The 13,843-nt window shown below is 54.8% G+C and carries 20 protein-coding genes and 1 tRNA gene; 10 read left to right on the forward strand and 11 right to left on the reverse strand.

Translation table 11 applies throughout. From position 1 onward, the window contains the following. Positions 1 to 11: 11 nt before the first annotated feature. The 7 genes from HOJ95_18640 to HOJ95_18670 form a co-directional block, all read right to left on the reverse strand. Positions 12 to 1,013: a TAXI family TRAP transporter solute-binding subunit gene (locus HOJ95_18640; GenBank protein ID MBT6396712.1), complete on the reverse strand. Its 1,002-nt coding sequence runs from the start codon at positions 1,011 to 1,013 to the stop codon at positions 12 to 14. Between the two features lie 87 nt (positions 1,014 to 1,100). Next, positions 1,101 to 1,688, reverse strand: coding sequence for a VOC family protein (locus HOJ95_18645; GenBank protein ID MBT6396713.1), 588 nt, complete (start codon positions 1,686 to 1,688; stop codon positions 1,101 to 1,103). A 182-nt stretch (positions 1,689 to 1,870) separates the two neighbouring features. Further along, positions 1,871 to 2,239, reverse strand: a complete 369-nt coding sequence (locus HOJ95_18650; GenBank protein ID MBT6396714.1) for a hypothetical protein — start codon at positions 2,237 to 2,239, stop codon at positions 1,871 to 1,873. Positions 2,240 to 2,318: 79 nt separating this feature from the next. Next, a tRNA-Asn gene (locus HOJ95_18655) sits at positions 2,319 to 2,394 on the reverse strand. Positions 2,395 to 2,462: 68 nt separating this feature from the next. Further along, on the reverse strand, positions 2,463 to 2,750 hold the full coding sequence (locus HOJ95_18660; protein MBT6396715.1) for a hypothetical protein: 288 nt from the start codon (positions 2,748 to 2,750) through the stop codon (positions 2,463 to 2,465). A gap of 21 nt (positions 2,751 to 2,771) precedes the next feature. Continuing rightward, positions 2,772 to 3,092: a redoxin domain-containing protein gene (locus tag HOJ95_18665; GenBank protein MBT6396716.1), complete on the reverse strand. Its 321-nt coding sequence runs from the start codon at positions 3,090 to 3,092 to the stop codon at positions 2,772 to 2,774. After that, a complete protein-coding gene (locus tag HOJ95_18670; GenBank protein MBT6396717.1) occupies positions 3,093 to 3,296 on the reverse strand; it encodes a hypothetical protein in 204 nt (67 codons plus the stop codon). Between the two features lie 196 nt (positions 3,297 to 3,492). On the opposite strand from HOJ95_18670, the gene HOJ95_18675 reads away from it, so the two are divergent. Both HOJ95_18675 and HOJ95_18680 read left to right on the forward strand, forming a co-directional pair. Then, complete coding sequence (locus HOJ95_18675; protein ID MBT6396718.1) at positions 3,493 to 3,831, forward strand: cupin domain-containing protein; 339 nt, start codon at positions 3,493 to 3,495, stop codon at positions 3,829 to 3,831. 30 nt (positions 3,832 to 3,861) lie between these two features. Further along, a complete protein-coding gene (locus tag HOJ95_18680) occupies positions 3,862 to 4,644 on the forward strand; it encodes an ABC transporter ATP-binding protein (protein MBT6396719.1) in 783 nt (260 codons plus the stop codon). Between the two features lie 52 nt (positions 4,645 to 4,696). On the opposite strand, the gene HOJ95_18685 is transcribed toward HOJ95_18680, so the two are convergent. Beyond that, positions 4,697 to 5,407, reverse strand: a complete 711-nt coding sequence (locus tag HOJ95_18685) for an alpha/beta hydrolase (GenBank protein MBT6396720.1) — start codon at positions 5,405 to 5,407, stop codon at positions 4,697 to 4,699. Positions 5,408 to 5,838: 431 nt separating this feature from the next. Between HOJ95_18685 and HOJ95_18690 the strand changes: the two genes are divergently transcribed. Continuing rightward, complete coding sequence (locus HOJ95_18690) at positions 5,839 to 6,450, forward strand: hypothetical protein (GenBank protein ID MBT6396721.1); 612 nt, start codon at positions 5,839 to 5,841, stop codon at positions 6,448 to 6,450. Between the two features lie 64 nt (positions 6,451 to 6,514). After that, positions 6,515 to 7,222 carry a tetratricopeptide repeat protein gene (locus tag HOJ95_18695; GenBank protein ID MBT6396722.1) on the forward strand — a complete coding sequence of 236 codons (708 nt, stop codon included), beginning with the start codon at positions 6,515 to 6,517 and terminating at the stop codon, positions 7,220 to 7,222. Positions 7,223 to 7,246: 24 nt separating this feature from the next. On the opposite strand, the gene HOJ95_18700 is transcribed toward HOJ95_18695, so the two are convergent. Continuing rightward, positions 7,247 to 7,489, reverse strand: coding sequence for a hypothetical protein (locus HOJ95_18700; protein ID MBT6396723.1), 243 nt, complete (start codon positions 7,487 to 7,489; stop codon positions 7,247 to 7,249). A 78-nt stretch (positions 7,490 to 7,567) separates the two neighbouring features. Between HOJ95_18700 and HOJ95_18705 the strand changes: the two genes are divergently transcribed. Next, entirely contained in the window at positions 7,568 to 8,383 is an 816-nt protein-coding gene (locus HOJ95_18705; GenBank protein ID MBT6396724.1) for an aldo/keto reductase, read from the forward strand. 44 nt (positions 8,384 to 8,427) lie between these two features. Here the strand turns inward: HOJ95_18705 and HOJ95_18710 are convergent, their stop codons facing one another. Both HOJ95_18710 and HOJ95_18715 read right to left on the reverse strand, forming a co-directional pair. Next, entirely contained in the window at positions 8,428 to 8,832 is a 405-nt protein-coding gene (locus tag HOJ95_18710) for a PPOX class F420-dependent oxidoreductase (protein MBT6396725.1), read from the reverse strand. Next, positions 8,829 to 9,623 carry an alpha/beta hydrolase gene (locus tag HOJ95_18715; protein MBT6396726.1) on the reverse strand — a complete coding sequence of 265 codons (795 nt, stop codon included), beginning with the start codon at positions 9,621 to 9,623 and terminating at the stop codon, positions 8,829 to 8,831. The genes HOJ95_18710 and HOJ95_18715 overlap by 4 nt, the downstream gene beginning before the upstream one ends. 130 nt (positions 9,624 to 9,753) lie before the next feature. Here HOJ95_18715 and HOJ95_18720 point away from each other — a divergent pair, with 130 nt between their 5' ends. The 5 genes from HOJ95_18720 (at position 9,754) to HOJ95_18740 (ending at position 13,831) form a co-directional block, all read left to right on the forward strand. Then, the gene (locus HOJ95_18720; GenBank protein ID MBT6396727.1) at positions 9,754 to 10,215 is read left to right on the forward strand and encodes a hypothetical protein; all 462 of its coding nucleotides are present in this window, start codon (positions 9,754 to 9,756) and stop codon (positions 10,213 to 10,215) included. Positions 10,216 to 10,232: 17 nt separating this feature from the next. Beyond that, entirely contained in the window at positions 10,233 to 10,880 is a 648-nt protein-coding gene (queC, locus tag HOJ95_18725; GenBank protein ID MBT6396728.1) for a 7-cyano-7-deazaguanine synthase QueC, read from the forward strand. Positions 10,881 to 11,043: 163 nt separating this feature from the next. Further along, a complete protein-coding gene (locus HOJ95_18730) occupies positions 11,044 to 12,228 on the forward strand; it encodes an acyl-CoA/acyl-ACP dehydrogenase (protein ID MBT6396729.1) in 1,185 nt (394 codons plus the stop codon). An 18-nt stretch (positions 12,229 to 12,246) separates the two neighbouring features. After that, entirely contained in the window at positions 12,247 to 13,023 is a 777-nt protein-coding gene (locus tag HOJ95_18735) for an SDR family NAD(P)-dependent oxidoreductase (GenBank protein ID MBT6396730.1), read from the forward strand. A gap of 34 nt (positions 13,024 to 13,057) precedes the next feature. Then, complete coding sequence (locus HOJ95_18740) at positions 13,058 to 13,831, forward strand: SDR family oxidoreductase (protein MBT6396731.1); 774 nt, start codon at positions 13,058 to 13,060, stop codon at positions 13,829 to 13,831. The last annotated feature ends 12 nt before the right edge of the window (positions 13,832 to 13,843 follow it).

Here is a 13,843-nt window from a genome sequence, read left to right on the forward strand (position 1 = left end):
CGAGCCTGAGTCTAGTTGGAGTAGCCTTTTTCTTTCCAGAAGCGCATGGCGCCCGGATGCATCGGTGTTCCGGTTTTCATCACTTTTTTGATGAATGCGCCAGATGTGGCCGCATCCCGCAAGCCAAACTTCCAGGCTTTATGGCCGCTGGTCAGAAACTTTTTGCTCTTCTCGGTGTAGGTGTGCCGCGTGACTTCGTAAACGATGTCGTTGGGCGTGCCCTTGTGCGCAACCAAGAAGACGGAGTGGGATATCGATTTGAACTTCTTGCCCTTCATCCCTTTGTAGACGCTCGCATCCACGGTCTCTCTTGAATAACCAGGGCTCAACTCCTCGAATTTGTCGCGGAGACTCTCAGGCATGTCCAAAACACGAACGTTGATGCTCCGCGAGGCCCGAAGGACGTGAGGCGAGGGAACAGGATTGTGAATCATGAACACGTCGATCTTTCCGTCAACAAGTGCCCTTGTTGCCGGGCCCCAGCTCATCGCGTCGGCCTGAATTTTCTTTTTGATTCCCATCCAGTTCACGATGTTGTTGGCCATGAAGTAGCCACCACTACCTTTTTTGCCAAGGTTCACCCTTTTACCGAGCATATCGTTGTAGCTTTTAATCTTGCTCTTGGACGGGACTACGAGCTGGAACCAGGAGGTGGCGACAGGTCCGATGGCCCGGATCGATAGGACCTTCTCCTTATTCTTTTTGAAGGGGCCCTTTTGGCGGCGAATGAAGTCGAGGAAGACGGTGCTCGACATGGCAAACTGAGTGCGCCCGGTGCCGATAATGCGGGTGTTGGCGACAAATCCACCCGTAGGCTGGACCGTCATGTTTACTTTGTCGCTTACTCGATTCACTGCCTCGGCGAGCCCGCCCGAGAGGCGATAGCCGCCCGAGCCTTTGCCGCCAGCAGCGATGGTCATGTTCGCCTTGGCTGCCTCAATCTCCGAGCCAGCGAAGAGCCCAGCCACAAGCAACGTGGCTATGGCAAAACCTGTTTTTGAAATCATTGACATTTCTCAAGCCTCCTGTTGAGAGAAAAAAACGGCAAGTTCTGAAACGATACAAATGAAACAAAACAAACGACAAAAAAATTTCTTGGCCTATCGGTTGATCGAGGGTAGCGCCACCTCCTCGGAGTTATAGCCGTCCCTGCGGATTCGTTCGGCATGCCATACGGGGTCTACCTGGTCATCATCGCCCATCTGCATCATGTCGCAACAAATTTCAATCGCGTTGCCATCGGGGTCGCAAAAATACATGGCCCGATTCTCGCCGGGCGAGCCGTCACCCTCGGGGTGTGTTGGGCTGTGGACCAGAGGTCCCCTGACGAATTCGACATTTTTTGATTTTAGGTATTCAACCCACTCGTTGAACTCACCCTTGCCGTCCACGGCGAAGGCGAAGTGGTGGAGCCCATAATTCATCAGCGCCCGGGAGTTCTCGGCAGGGGGCTGATTGGGGAGAATGTATTCTGCGCCAATTTCGGTGAGATTGACGACGTGATGCTCGTTCGAGCAGGAAATGAAGCGCACGCGCCGGGTGAAGCCAAAACTGGTCTTATCCGGGTCCAATTGATCGACATGCTCGATAACCCGGAAGCCCATGATGCCCACATAGAATTCAAGGGATTTCTCAAGATCGCGCACTTTGAGGGCGATGTGTTGCATTCGGCTGAGTTTCGGGGGCATGCACTTTCTCCTGGCAGGCTAAAAGTGCCTGCGCGTATGCCAAATAAATGTTTATGAACTGTGGCGTAAAGTACCATTTGGGGGCGGGTCGATCAAATTTTATTTTCAGCACCGTTTTTCGATGTAGAGAGCAAAAAAAAACGCGCCAGGAAACGGCTCCCGGCGCGTTGAAACATAAACTTTTAGTCAGTCGGGGGGTAGTAGTGAGGATTGTCCACCTCGTTGCCGTTGAGCACGACTTTGAGGCCGACGCCCAGGTAGGAACTCTCGTTGAGGCTCCAGCGTTTGAGCGTGTACTCACGCAAGCCCTTGATGTGAAAAGGGTCGGTGTCGGCGTGAGAGCGGGCCTCGGCGGCGGTATCGGCGACGATGAAATACATGCCCGCCACGGGGGGACCCTCGGTGTCGGGGTCAAAGACCGGACCCGCGCCGAGGAGTTTGTCAGAATTCTGGTTTTCAAACTGCCACAGAAGGTGATCCTTGCGCGCGGCTATTAAGTCATCGTGAGTCGCGCCCTCGGTTGTTGTCGAGTAGACCCAGAATAGCGGCATTTTCCAATTTCCTCCCGTATGAAGTTCTAGTGGCCGAAAAAAGGGGCCGCGGCGATAACCGCAGCCCCATGAAATATTTTGGCTCCGGCGGTAGGACTCGAACCTACAACAAGTCGGTTAACAGCCGACTGCTCTGCCAATTGAGCTACGCCGGATCAATGGGGTGGCGCTGCAATGCTGAAAGATAGCGCCACCGTCTTATAGGTGGCCTCTCGCCGGGTTGTCAAGACTTCTCCGGGGTATCGGGCGGCAGATTGAGTAGCTTGAAGAGCATAGCCCCTACCACCGGCACCGATAGCAGGGCTGATCCAAGAAATAGCGCCCCCGTCCAGGCCCAAAAGCCCATCTCAACCCGCGAAATCCATGCACCCGGCCCGCTCAGGAACCAACCCCCCAAGATGGCGAAAAGGGTGTTGAAGGCAAAAACCCCGGCGACAAGCCGCCCCGCAATCAGGCGGCGGCGCGCAACCGACGTGGGCAGGCTAGACGTTGTTTCCTTGGGTGTGCTCATCGGGGCTCCTTCCTGGAGGCTCTACTCGGCCAGCAGTTTTTTGATCATTTCCTCGGTTTGGGCGTGATTTCCCTCACCGATTGTCTTAAAGCGGACTATCCCCTTTTTGTCAATCAGGTACTTCGTCGGCCAGTAGCGGTTGTGGTAGGCCCGCCAGTTCACATGATCGTTGTCCATTACCACCGGGTAGGGGACGTTCAGCCGTTTGATGGCTTTTTTAACGTTTGCCACCTTTTTCTCGAAGGCGAATTCGGGGGCGTGGTTGCTGATGACGACAAGGCCTTTATCTTTGAAGCGCTCGTACCACGAGCGTGTCGCCGGGATCTCCCGGACGCAGTTGATTCAGCCAAAGGTCCACATTTTGAGCAAGATGACCTTCCCTTTGAGGTTTTTTATCTTAAGGGGGCCGCTGTTGAGCCAGGGCCCCGCCACCAGTTCAGGGGCAAGCGCGCCGGATTTGAGACCCGCACCGCTGGCGTGGAAAAAACCCGCAGAGAGCGCGGCCAGGACTATGACCAGAGCCAATTGAGCAGATCGCAATTTCATACCATTATCCCCCTCTCGATTTATTACCCTTGTTGAGTAGGCTAACTTAAAAGGCGTTAGCATTGAATGCCGGTGGACAGGGTGCCCCCATGGGCAAACATGCCTCGCCGGGCTATCATTGGAACAGTGACTTGTTCAAATCTTTAATGTTATTTCGAAATCGTTTCGTTCATTTATCTAAAAGGAGAGATTCGACATGCAAGCCTATAATTGGAACGACATTCCCGGACATAAAAAAGAGGACCGCGTTCAGCGTGTGGTGGCGGGAGCGAACATGACCGTTCTTCAGCAGACGCTTTTGCCAAACATGAAGCCGAATCCGCATAAGCATGACTGGGAGCAGATGAGTATTGTTCTCGCGGGCAAGGCGAAATTCACCTGCATGGGCAAAGAAGTCATCATGGGCCCCGGCGGTGTGGTGGTTTTTCCGCCGAACGAGATTCACTGCACCGAACTCGTCGACGGCGAGGCGCTTTTTGTCGAGGAAATTTTTGCGCCAGGCGTTGATCGGCTAAACGAGATTGCGGCCAAGTAGACTGAGCCCGCCGGGCAAAGGGAGAGTGGTTTGTCCAACCGCCTGACGATTGTAGGCCTGAGAAAAAACTTCGGCCCCGTAGTGGCCGTGGACGGGCTATCGCTCGCCATCGAGGATGGTGAGTTGATGGTCCTCGTGGGTCCCACCGGTTGCGGCAAGAGTACGCTTCTTAGGCTAATTTCTGGGCTAGAGCATCCCGATGCGGGGCACGTCTATCTCGACGGCGAGCGGGTGAATGATTTGCCAGTTGGCCGCCGGGGGATTCAACTCGTTTTTCAAAGCTATGCACTTTGGCCCCACATGCAGGTATTCAGCGAGAAACGATGGAGCAATCTTGGTTTTGCGCCCAAGCTCCGGCGTTGGCTACCCGAGGCAATCGCGCGGCGGATTCGTGATGTGATGGGGCGGGTTGGCATCGATGAAAATCTCATCGAGCGTCGCCCGAACCAGCTAAGCGCCGGTCAACAGCAAAAAGTGGCCATAGGCCGGGCCATAGCTGTTCCGCCCCGCGTGTTTCTACTCGATGAGCCAATGGCGAATATCGATCCCGTCTCGAAGCGCCAAGTGCGGGGCGAACTTCGCCGGGTACACGATGAACTGGGGGCGACGACTCTTCTCGTTACCCACGATTTAAATGACGCCAGTCTCCTTGCCGACCGCATCGCCATCATGCGCGAGGGGAAAATTATTCAAGTGGACACTCTTGAAAATCTCATGCGCTCGCCAGTTGACGACTTTGTCGCGGATTTTTTTGCGTCTTTTGATGTCGGACGTCCGAAATTTCGGAAAAGTGCGGGCCGGGCCGAGGAGTAACGCCAGCTTATCGTAAGAGTATCCCATCGATATAAGAATACCCGGATGAAATTTATTCGCCCTCAGGTGAGGCGAGGAAGCGCCGCCAGGCTGCCCAGTATTCGGGGCCGCCTGCACGGTAGGTGTCGTTGTGGCCAGCCCCGATGATACTGAAAAAGCGCTTGGGCTCGGGGGCGAGGTCAAAGATGGTTTGCCCCTGAGAAAAGGGGATTATTTCATCGGCGCTGCCGTGGAGGATGAATACGGGCATCTTGATTTTTGGAATGAGCGCTGCGGTGTCGAATTTTTGGCTGATTAGCAGGCTCACCGGTAGGATGGGGAGCATTTTACGCCCCATGGCGAGAAGACTCTCGAAAGGCGACTCAAGAATAAGCCCGCGCGCCTCGTGGTTCTCGGCCGCCAGATTGACCATCACGGCTGCGCCGAGTGAGCGCCCGAAGAGAAAAATACGCTCTGGTGGAATGCGCTCCCGCAACCAGGCGTAGGCGGAGCGCGCGTCGTCGTAGAGCCCTTCCTCGGTCGGTCGGCCCTCGCTAAGGCCATAGCCTCGGTAGTCGAAAAGAAAAATGCCCGCGCCCAACTCACGGCGGATGAAAGCGATGTTCTCAGTCCGATGCGACAGGTTGCCCGCGTTGCCGTGGGCCCAGAGAATGACCGGTCCACCGGGCCGGGCGGGTTCAACGTACCAGCCATGAAGTTTCGTCCCGTCCGCGGCCCTGAAGTGGATGTCCTCGAACGGCACGCCATGAGCCTCAGGCGTCACTTCTATCGTCCGGTAGGGATGATAGAGAAGAAAATTTTCTAAAAACCCTAAAAAAAACATAAAAACGACCGTTAAAATTGTGTAAGAAATAATATGGTGGTGTTGCCGTATACGTCGCAAATTACCACCTCGCCTGTTGTAGGCTGGCCAAAGTCAGCGCCTACAGTGAATTTTGTCTCCTATGAGCCTATTTTGACGCCTTCGTTCTCATTTTATTAATGTTATATCTAATCGGACCCGAGCCACCACCACGGTTTCATTTTTTTCCTTGCCTCCGCTAATATCTAGCCTCTCGCTTGGCAGAGCGCCATCTGCCGGGGCATTTGATAATAGGTGCTTAGATAGAAGGGATGAGCCGCATGTCCGATAATACGACAATAGAGATTTTCCACGAATACCATTGACCGTGGGCCTACCTAGCCGCGGCGCGGCTGGACCATGTTATTGGGGAATTTGGGGGCAAGATCACGATCCGTTGGCGGGCCTTCTCGCTTGAGCACATCAACAAGCGCTCGGCGCCCCGACATATTGTTGATCAGGAGTGGCCCCTTATCGCTGTCCAAGAGCCACTGTGCCGATGCAAGGGCTGGCCGCATGAGGCGTATCTCAAGACCACTCTCTTGGCGTTCGAGGCATACGAGAGTGCTTATCGTCAGGACACTGAAAAAGCGCGCGTATTTGACCTCGCTATTCGGCGCGCTTTTTTCTGGGAGGGTCGGCGGATTGACGAGCCGGGTGTGCTACAGGAGATCGCCGCCGAGTCAGGACTCGACCCGGCGCCCATAGGGGCCGATCTTGAGACAAGAAAAAACGAGCAAATCATTGTTGACGACTACCAGGAAGCGATGCGCCTGCGCGATGAGGAGGGGCTACACATGACCAGTCCCACGCTTTTTCTTGCCTCGGGCGAGGTGGTTTACAACCCGTATGCTTCCGAAAAGAAAATCGAGAACGGTAAGATCACCGAGGTGTATCCGCCTTCGGCTTACGGCGAGGCGGTTTATGAAGGTTTTCGAGACATTTTGAAGAGGGCGCTGGCTTAAGCGCGCCTCTATTCATACGGGCAGAGGAGTGGCCTCCCCCCCCCGGCGTTGGAGACACTGAATCGTGGCTGAAAATTTTGTGGAAGGTGTATTTGAGGAAGAAAAAGTTCTGACAGGTGGGCTGCGCGAGAGCATCAAGTATTGGGTGAAGATGGACGGGGAGGCTTATGTCCTCGAATATCTGCGCCTCGATGGCGCCTCGACGGGTATGGAGGCCGAGCGGCTCTCGGAGGCGGATTTTCAAAAACGTTTCTCGAAGACCGAAGAGAAGGAGCCCGAGGAGGAAAAGACCCCTGAGGAGGAGGAGCGCGATAAACTGGTGCGCCTTGGCGAGATTCACATGGAGAAAAATGAGTTCCACAGCGCCGAGTATGAATTTAAAAATGCCCTCAAGGTGGATGAGAGTAGCGTCAAGGCGAGCCTCGGTCTTGGGCAGTCGTTCGTTGGCCAAGGGAAAATAGAGGAAGCCAAGGAGGTTTTCTCCGCGCTAGGTGAGAACGAGGAACTCTACAAGGAAGAGAATAAGCACACCTTTAACGAACTGGGAATATCGCTCCGCAAGCAGGAAATGTACGATGAGGCGGTCAAGAACTATCACCGAGCAATTCAACTTGATACCGACGATCCGGTTCTCCACTATAACCTTTCCCTCGCCCTCTACCACTCGGGGCAAATGGCGACGGCCAAGAAATTTCTTAGCTCCGCGATCGAAATGGATGGCAAGTTTGAGGACGCCAAAAAACTTTTGAAACTCATTGAATCGAAGGTTTGACCCGGACCCATAACCGCTAGGAACTCATATCGAGCCAGGTGTCGAGGTTAGATTGCCTGGCCAGCCGGATCTTTTCAGATCGTTAGCCGCGCCATCTGTGTTCTCCATATGTCTGAGCGTAAAGTTCGTCCCGCCCTCGGGCTCAGTTTCAAGCTCGAAGAGCAATTGCGAGGGCGTTTTCATGTCGGCGCCCTTCCACGACCAGACCATCCGGCGGGGAGACGTTAGCTCGATTAACTGGCATTTGACCCGATTTTTTTCTGCAATCTTTTTTGATCTAAATGTACGTGATTTTTTTTAAATTAAATTAATTGTTGATTTGTCAGCCTGACTAGGAGGGATGGTATGAAATATAGGAGATTAGGCCGCACGGAGCTTAAGGTGAGCGAGTTGGGCATGGGCACCTGGCAGACGTTCGATGTTCAGGGAAGGGCCCCTGACGCCCATTGCGCCCGCATCACCGCCGAGGCGCTTCGGCTGGGTGTGAATTTTTACGACACCGCTCCCATGTACGGTGAGGCCGAAAGGGTGCTCGGTCAGGCGCTCAAAAGTAACCGAGAAGAGGCTCTCATCGCCACTAAAGTGCTTGAGCACAGCGAGGCCGCCGCTGAGGCGAGCATCGAGCGATCGTTCAAGCTCCTCAAGACCGATGTTATCGACCTGTTTCAGATCCACAACCTGGCGTCGTGGCGGCTGGTTACACCCATTCTAAAGCGTTATCAGAAAGAGGGGCGGATTCGCTACATCGGAATCACCGATTACAATGTTTCAAAATATCCAGAAATGATCGAAGCCATGCGAACAGGCGATTTCGACACGATACAAATCCCCTATCATCTGGGTGAGCGGACCTGCCGAATAAAAATCATCCCCCTTGCGCGAGAGTTAGACATGGGTGTGATCGTAATGACGCCAGTCGCTCCGCTCTTCAATCGAGACCTGTTGCTGGGGCCGCTCTCGCGGGCAGATTTGTCGTTCTTGGAGCCATACGGCGTTCGAACACCGGGCCAAGCGCTTTTGAAGTACCTTCTGGCGGACCCGGTAGTGTCCACCGTCATCCCGGCGACGAGCAAGGTAGAGCGTGTGGCCGAGAATGCAGCGATATCGGATGGCAAACACCTGCCGCCAGAGATCTGCGAGCGCCTGGAGAGTCTGCTCTAAGAATTTTTGCGAAATAAAATGATTACGCTTTAGGCAGCGCAAATTTATTTATCGAGCGGGTAGATGCGGTCCATTGAGAGCCGGATGATGAGGCGGCGATCACGGGCCATGGCTTTGAGGTAATCGTCCATATCGTCCGGGTCGCCCCCGGTGATGCGGCGGTAAAGATCAAGGTTGAGCCTGCCCTCAGGATCCTCTATGAGCTCGCAAGTCCCCTCAACGGTGATATAGGGAAACCAACCATTGTCGGGCAGGATGCAGAGGTTCGCCCGTGGGTCGCGCTCAAGGTTTTTCGTTTTGACGCGTGTCCATGTTGCCGATATTTCTATTGTCTCGCCCGAAGTTGCGTAGACTATTGGGGCCGAGTGCGGACGCCCGTCTTTTAAAAGTGTGGTCATGACGCCGTTTTTCTGGGTTTCGATGAATTGGATTGCCTCGCTACGGTTCATGGTTTGTCCCCCGGAGTGGAGTCGAGAAATTTTTCTAGCTGGTCTAAAAATATTTCAGTTGCATCCTGCATCGGGTAGTGGCCGCAGGCGGGGATGATGGCTCTCGTGCAATTCGCAATTTTTTCCTTGCAAAGCTCGCTGAATGCCAGGGGCACTGCATCTCGTTTGCCTGCGCACACCCAAACGGGCGAGGTAATCTCTCCAAGGCGCTCCCTCAAGTCGGGCATGGTGATTGTCGCCTCGGCTGCCGCGCAAAAGCTCTCGGGCGTATTTTTCAAGAATCGCTCTAGCGCCGGGGTGGGGTCATTTTTCCAAGCCTCGGGCAAAGCGAAGCTGAAAAGATCGCTCTTAAAGACCGCCGCCATTCCTTCCTCGGTCGCGAATTTTTTGATGGCCTCAAAGCGCTTGAGTTGGCCGTCCTTGGGCGGGGCCCCGGCGGCACCTACGAGGAGAAGACGCCTCAGGCGCTCGGGGTGCTCTAGTGCGAAGAGAAGGGCTGTTCGACCGCCCATGCTGTGTCCCATGAGGTCCACCTGCTCAAAACCTAGATAGTTAATGAGAGCGACGGTGTCGTCCACATAGTCGCGAAGGCGGTAGGGCCCGGGTGGCTTCGATGAGTCCCCGTGGCCCCGATGGTCGTGGCGAATGATTTGATAGCGTCCCGCGAGGCGCTCGGCGACTGTATCCCAAACGTAGTGGCCGGTAGAGAAGCCATGGGCGAGCACGAGGGGCGGGCCGCTTCCCTCGACGCGGTAATTTAGGTGTATTCCGTTGACGGTGGCTGTGGGCATGCTGGTTTCCCTTGGGTTCAGATAAATGCCGCGCTTGGTTGGGGTTATCTCAATATCGAGGTATCCTAATATATCGGGTCCCTTGAGCGACAGGGGGCCTGTTGATCGTTGTTTTTACAGGGGAATTAAGATGGAGAATCCCACAAGTCAGCTTACGGTGAGGACTGACCCCCTCCGCACCCTTCAGCGGTGGGACTGGGATCGGACTGGCCACGAGGTAAAGTTGCTTGGGTTGATTGTTTTCCTGGGCAATGTGCCTGCCGAGGAGCTCTGGCTGGCAGTGGAACTCTATGATAGTCGGCGCTCGCCCCTTGCCGCTGCGGCTGTCCAGCTCAACTCACACGATCTTGAGGGCTGGGGTGTTGCCACCATTGAAACATTACTCGAAGTGGCTGCCGAGCCGCCCTATCGGCTCAGGGTCCGCTATCTTGAGAAAAATATTCCCCTGCTCGCCGAACAGGAACTTGGCTCCGGGCCTCTGGATGTGAAGCCTTGGAACCATAGACAGCTGGGCGCTGGAACACTGACTGACAGAATGCTCACCTCGAAAAAAACGGATTTTAGGCCTTGGAAGTACATAGAGCAGCAGTAGTTCTACTGAGCGGCGGTATGGATTCTGCTGTCGTCCTGGCCATTGCCCGCGAGGAGGGGTTCGCTTGCGAGGCGCTGAGTTTTGACTATGGGCAGCGCCACCGCACAGAGCTTGCCGCTGCCCGCCGGGTTGCCCAATCTCTTGGCGCTAGCGGCCACACTACGCTTCCAATCGACATGCGTGCTATAGGCGGCAGTGCCCTGACCGACGACATTGATGTGCCCAAGGACAGAGGAGAGATTGGCCAGGGCATTCCCGTCACCTATGTTCCTGCGCGAAATACCGTGTTCCTTAGCTATGCGCTTGCCCTGGCCGAGGTGAAGGGGGCCTGGGATATTTTCATTGGGGTGAATGCTCTCGACTATTCTGGTTATCCGGATTGCCGGCCCGAGTTCATTGAAGCCTTCGAGCGTTTGGCGAACCTAGCGACAAAGGCGGCTGTGGAGTCTGGAGACGTCATGCGGATTCATTCGCCGCTCGCACAAATGAGTAAGGCCGATATCGTGCGCCGAGGGGCCGAGCTTGGAATTGATTTTGCGCTCACCCATTCGTGCTACGACCCGGGCGAGGGGGGGCGCTCATGCGGGCGCTGCGATGCCTGCCAGCTTCGGATAAAGGGTTTTGCCGAGGCGGGGATGAAAGACCCACTACCTTATACCCACTGAAAGATTTGATGTTTCGCTGATAAATTTAAAATCCTCTCCGGGCGTTGACATAGCGCGCGGTGAGAGTTAATCAAAATAGCTGACTGAAAAAAAATCATTCTTTTTTTTGTGAACTCCCGGCAGTCTCGGGAGTTATCGGTATCATTCTCAAGGAGATCCTTAGATGCAATATCCGTTCACGGAAGAGCAGCTTGCCATGTCCGATTTGGTGAACGATTTTATGGAGAAAGAAGTTGCGCCCGTTGCTGCCGAGATGGATCGCAGCCCTGATCCCAAGGACTGCTATCCCGCCGAGTTGATCAACAAGGCATCGAAGCTGGGCATTCGCACGATGGCTGTTCCCGAGGAATGGGGTGGCGCCGGTGCCGACACCACGACCAAGGCGCTTTGCCTGTGGCGGGGCGCGCAGACCGAGGTGGGCGTTATCAAGTGTCTGAGTCAGTGCTGGAAAATCTCGACCGCCATCGCCAAGCGGGGCACCGAGGCCCAGAAGGAAAAATGGCTCAAGATGTTTGTCGAGGATGACGATTGTGTTGGCTCGTTCTGCATGACCGAGCCCGACTACGGCTCGGACAATCTTTATCGCCAGCCCGGCCCGCACCTGGGGCTCAAAACAGCGGCTGTCGAGGACGGCGATTATTATGTCCTGAACGGGGCCAAACGCTTCACCTCGTTGACGAGCTGGGCCAAGATCCTCGTTGTATTCGCACGCACGGACCCCAACGCCGATCTCCAGCAAGGAACAACCTGCTTTCTCGTTCGCGGGGATCAAGAAGGTGTTTCCTACGGGCGGGTGCACGACAAGATGGGCTACCGCCTCTACCCGAATGCCGAGAGTTTTTATGACAATGTGCGCGTCCACAAAGACGATATTCTCGGTGAGGTGAACAAGGGCTACCATGTCCAGTCCACCATCTTCCGGGGCAGCGCAGAGCTGGCCGCCTGCAATACTGGCATCGCACGAGGTATTTTTAATTTTTGCAACCAATACACAAAGGACCGCATCCAAGGCGGGGTGCCCATTATCGAGCACCCAACTGTGCGCCACATGATGGCCGAGATGCTGATGAACATCGAAGTGGCCGAACAGTTCATGTGGCGTATCTGCTGGGGGGTGGAAAATGATGAAACCTTCAACAGCCGCTTCACGCGCTATGGCAAGGTTTTCAGCGACCAGATGGCCCTCAAGACCATCGCCCTGGCCACCGACGTACTCGGCGGCATCGGCATTATGAAGGACAACCCGGTCGAGAAAATGATCCGCGACCTCATCACCTTCCTCCACGGGGACGGTACCGACTCGCTCACGCTCTTGCGCGCCGCGCAGACGCTCGACGAGCCCTGCTAGCTAGGGCGGAAATTTTTCATGGACTTTATGCTTGAAGGCAAGGTGGCGATGGTCACCGGCGGCAGCCGGGGGATTGGTTTTCATATCGCCAAGGATCTTGCTGCCGAGGGTTGCCATGTCATTATTAGTGGACGGGGCGAGAAAGATTTGAAGGACGCCCTCGATGAAATTGGCAACCAAAAAAGTTCAAGCCGCGCTGCCTCCTTCCGGGGTGATATGACGGAAAATGGGGTTGCCGAAAAATTTCTCGAACAGGCGGTCGATTTTTTTGGTGGGGTGGATATTCTCATCAACAATGTTGGCGGGGGAAATCCCAAAACGCTACTAGAGACGACCGATGAGGATTGGCTCCAGGTTTTCGAGTTCAACCTTTTTCAAGCCGTTCGAATGTCGCGCTTCGCGATACCGGAGATGAAAAAGAGAGGAGGGGGGGCAATCCTCAATGTCGCCTCGATATACGGTCGTGAGTCCAAAGGGGCGATGACTTACAACGCCTCGAAGGCATCACTCATTTCATTTACAAAATCCCTCGCCCAGCAAATTGCCAAGGACAATATTCGAGTTAATTCGATATGTCCGGGCGGTATTCTGTTTCCCGGCGGGGTGTGGGAGCGCCGAATAGCCGATGCGCCCGATAATCTTCAGGGCTACATCGACTCGGATTTTCCTCTGGGGCGGTTTGGGCGGCCCGAGGAGGTATCGGCCGCAGCAACGCTGATGGTGAGCCCGCGCGCGAGCCTGGTTCACGGCGCCTGCTGGACCGTGGACGGTTGCCAGAGTCGGTCAAACATTTAAATTTTTTCCAATTTCATAAAAGAAAGGAAATGAAATGGACCTGATGCTAGAGGATAAAGTCGCCATGATCTCAGGAGGCAGCAAAGGAATTGGACTCAATATCGCGCGTGATTTGGCTGCCGATGGCTGCCACGTTGCCATTAGCGGGCGTACGCAGGCTGATCTTGACGAGGCTGTAAAAAATATCGGCGCGCAGGAACGGGGCCGTGTGATTTCGTTTTGTGGTGATATGAACGTTAAAGAGGACTGTGAGAAATTTCTTGCGGCGGCAGTTGGCGAGTTCGGCGGGGTGGATATCCTGGTGAACAACGTTGGGGGAAGCGATCCCAAGCCTTTGCTCGAAACCACCGACGAGGATTGGCTGAAAGTTTTCGAATTCAATCTTTTTAATGCCGTGCGTCTTTCGCGGCTGCTGATTCCAGAGATGAAAAAGCGGGGCGGCGGATCGATTCTCAATATCGCCTCTATTGCGGGGAGGGAGTCTGGCTCGGCAATGACCTATAACTCATCGAAGGCGGCGATGATTAGTTTCTCCAAGGCGCTTGCGCAGCAGGTGGCCAAAGATAATATTCGCGTTAACTCGCTAGCGCCTGGTAGCGTTCTTTTTCCGGGTGGTGTCTGGGAGCGGCGCATCGCCGAATCACCTGATGGACTCAAAAGTTGGTCTTCCTCGGTCATGCCGCTAGGGCGCTTTGGTAAGCCCGAGGAGATCAGTGCCGTTGCGACATTCATGGTGAGTCCGCGTGCAAGTCTCGTACACGGTGCCTGCTGGAACGTGGACGGCTGTCAGAGCCGGTCGAATATTTAGCTAGAGAAAACT

The organism is Nitrospinaceae bacterium (genome assembly GCA_018669005.1).
Classification (GTDB): Bacteria; UBA8248; UBA8248; order UBA8248; family UBA8248; genus UBA8248.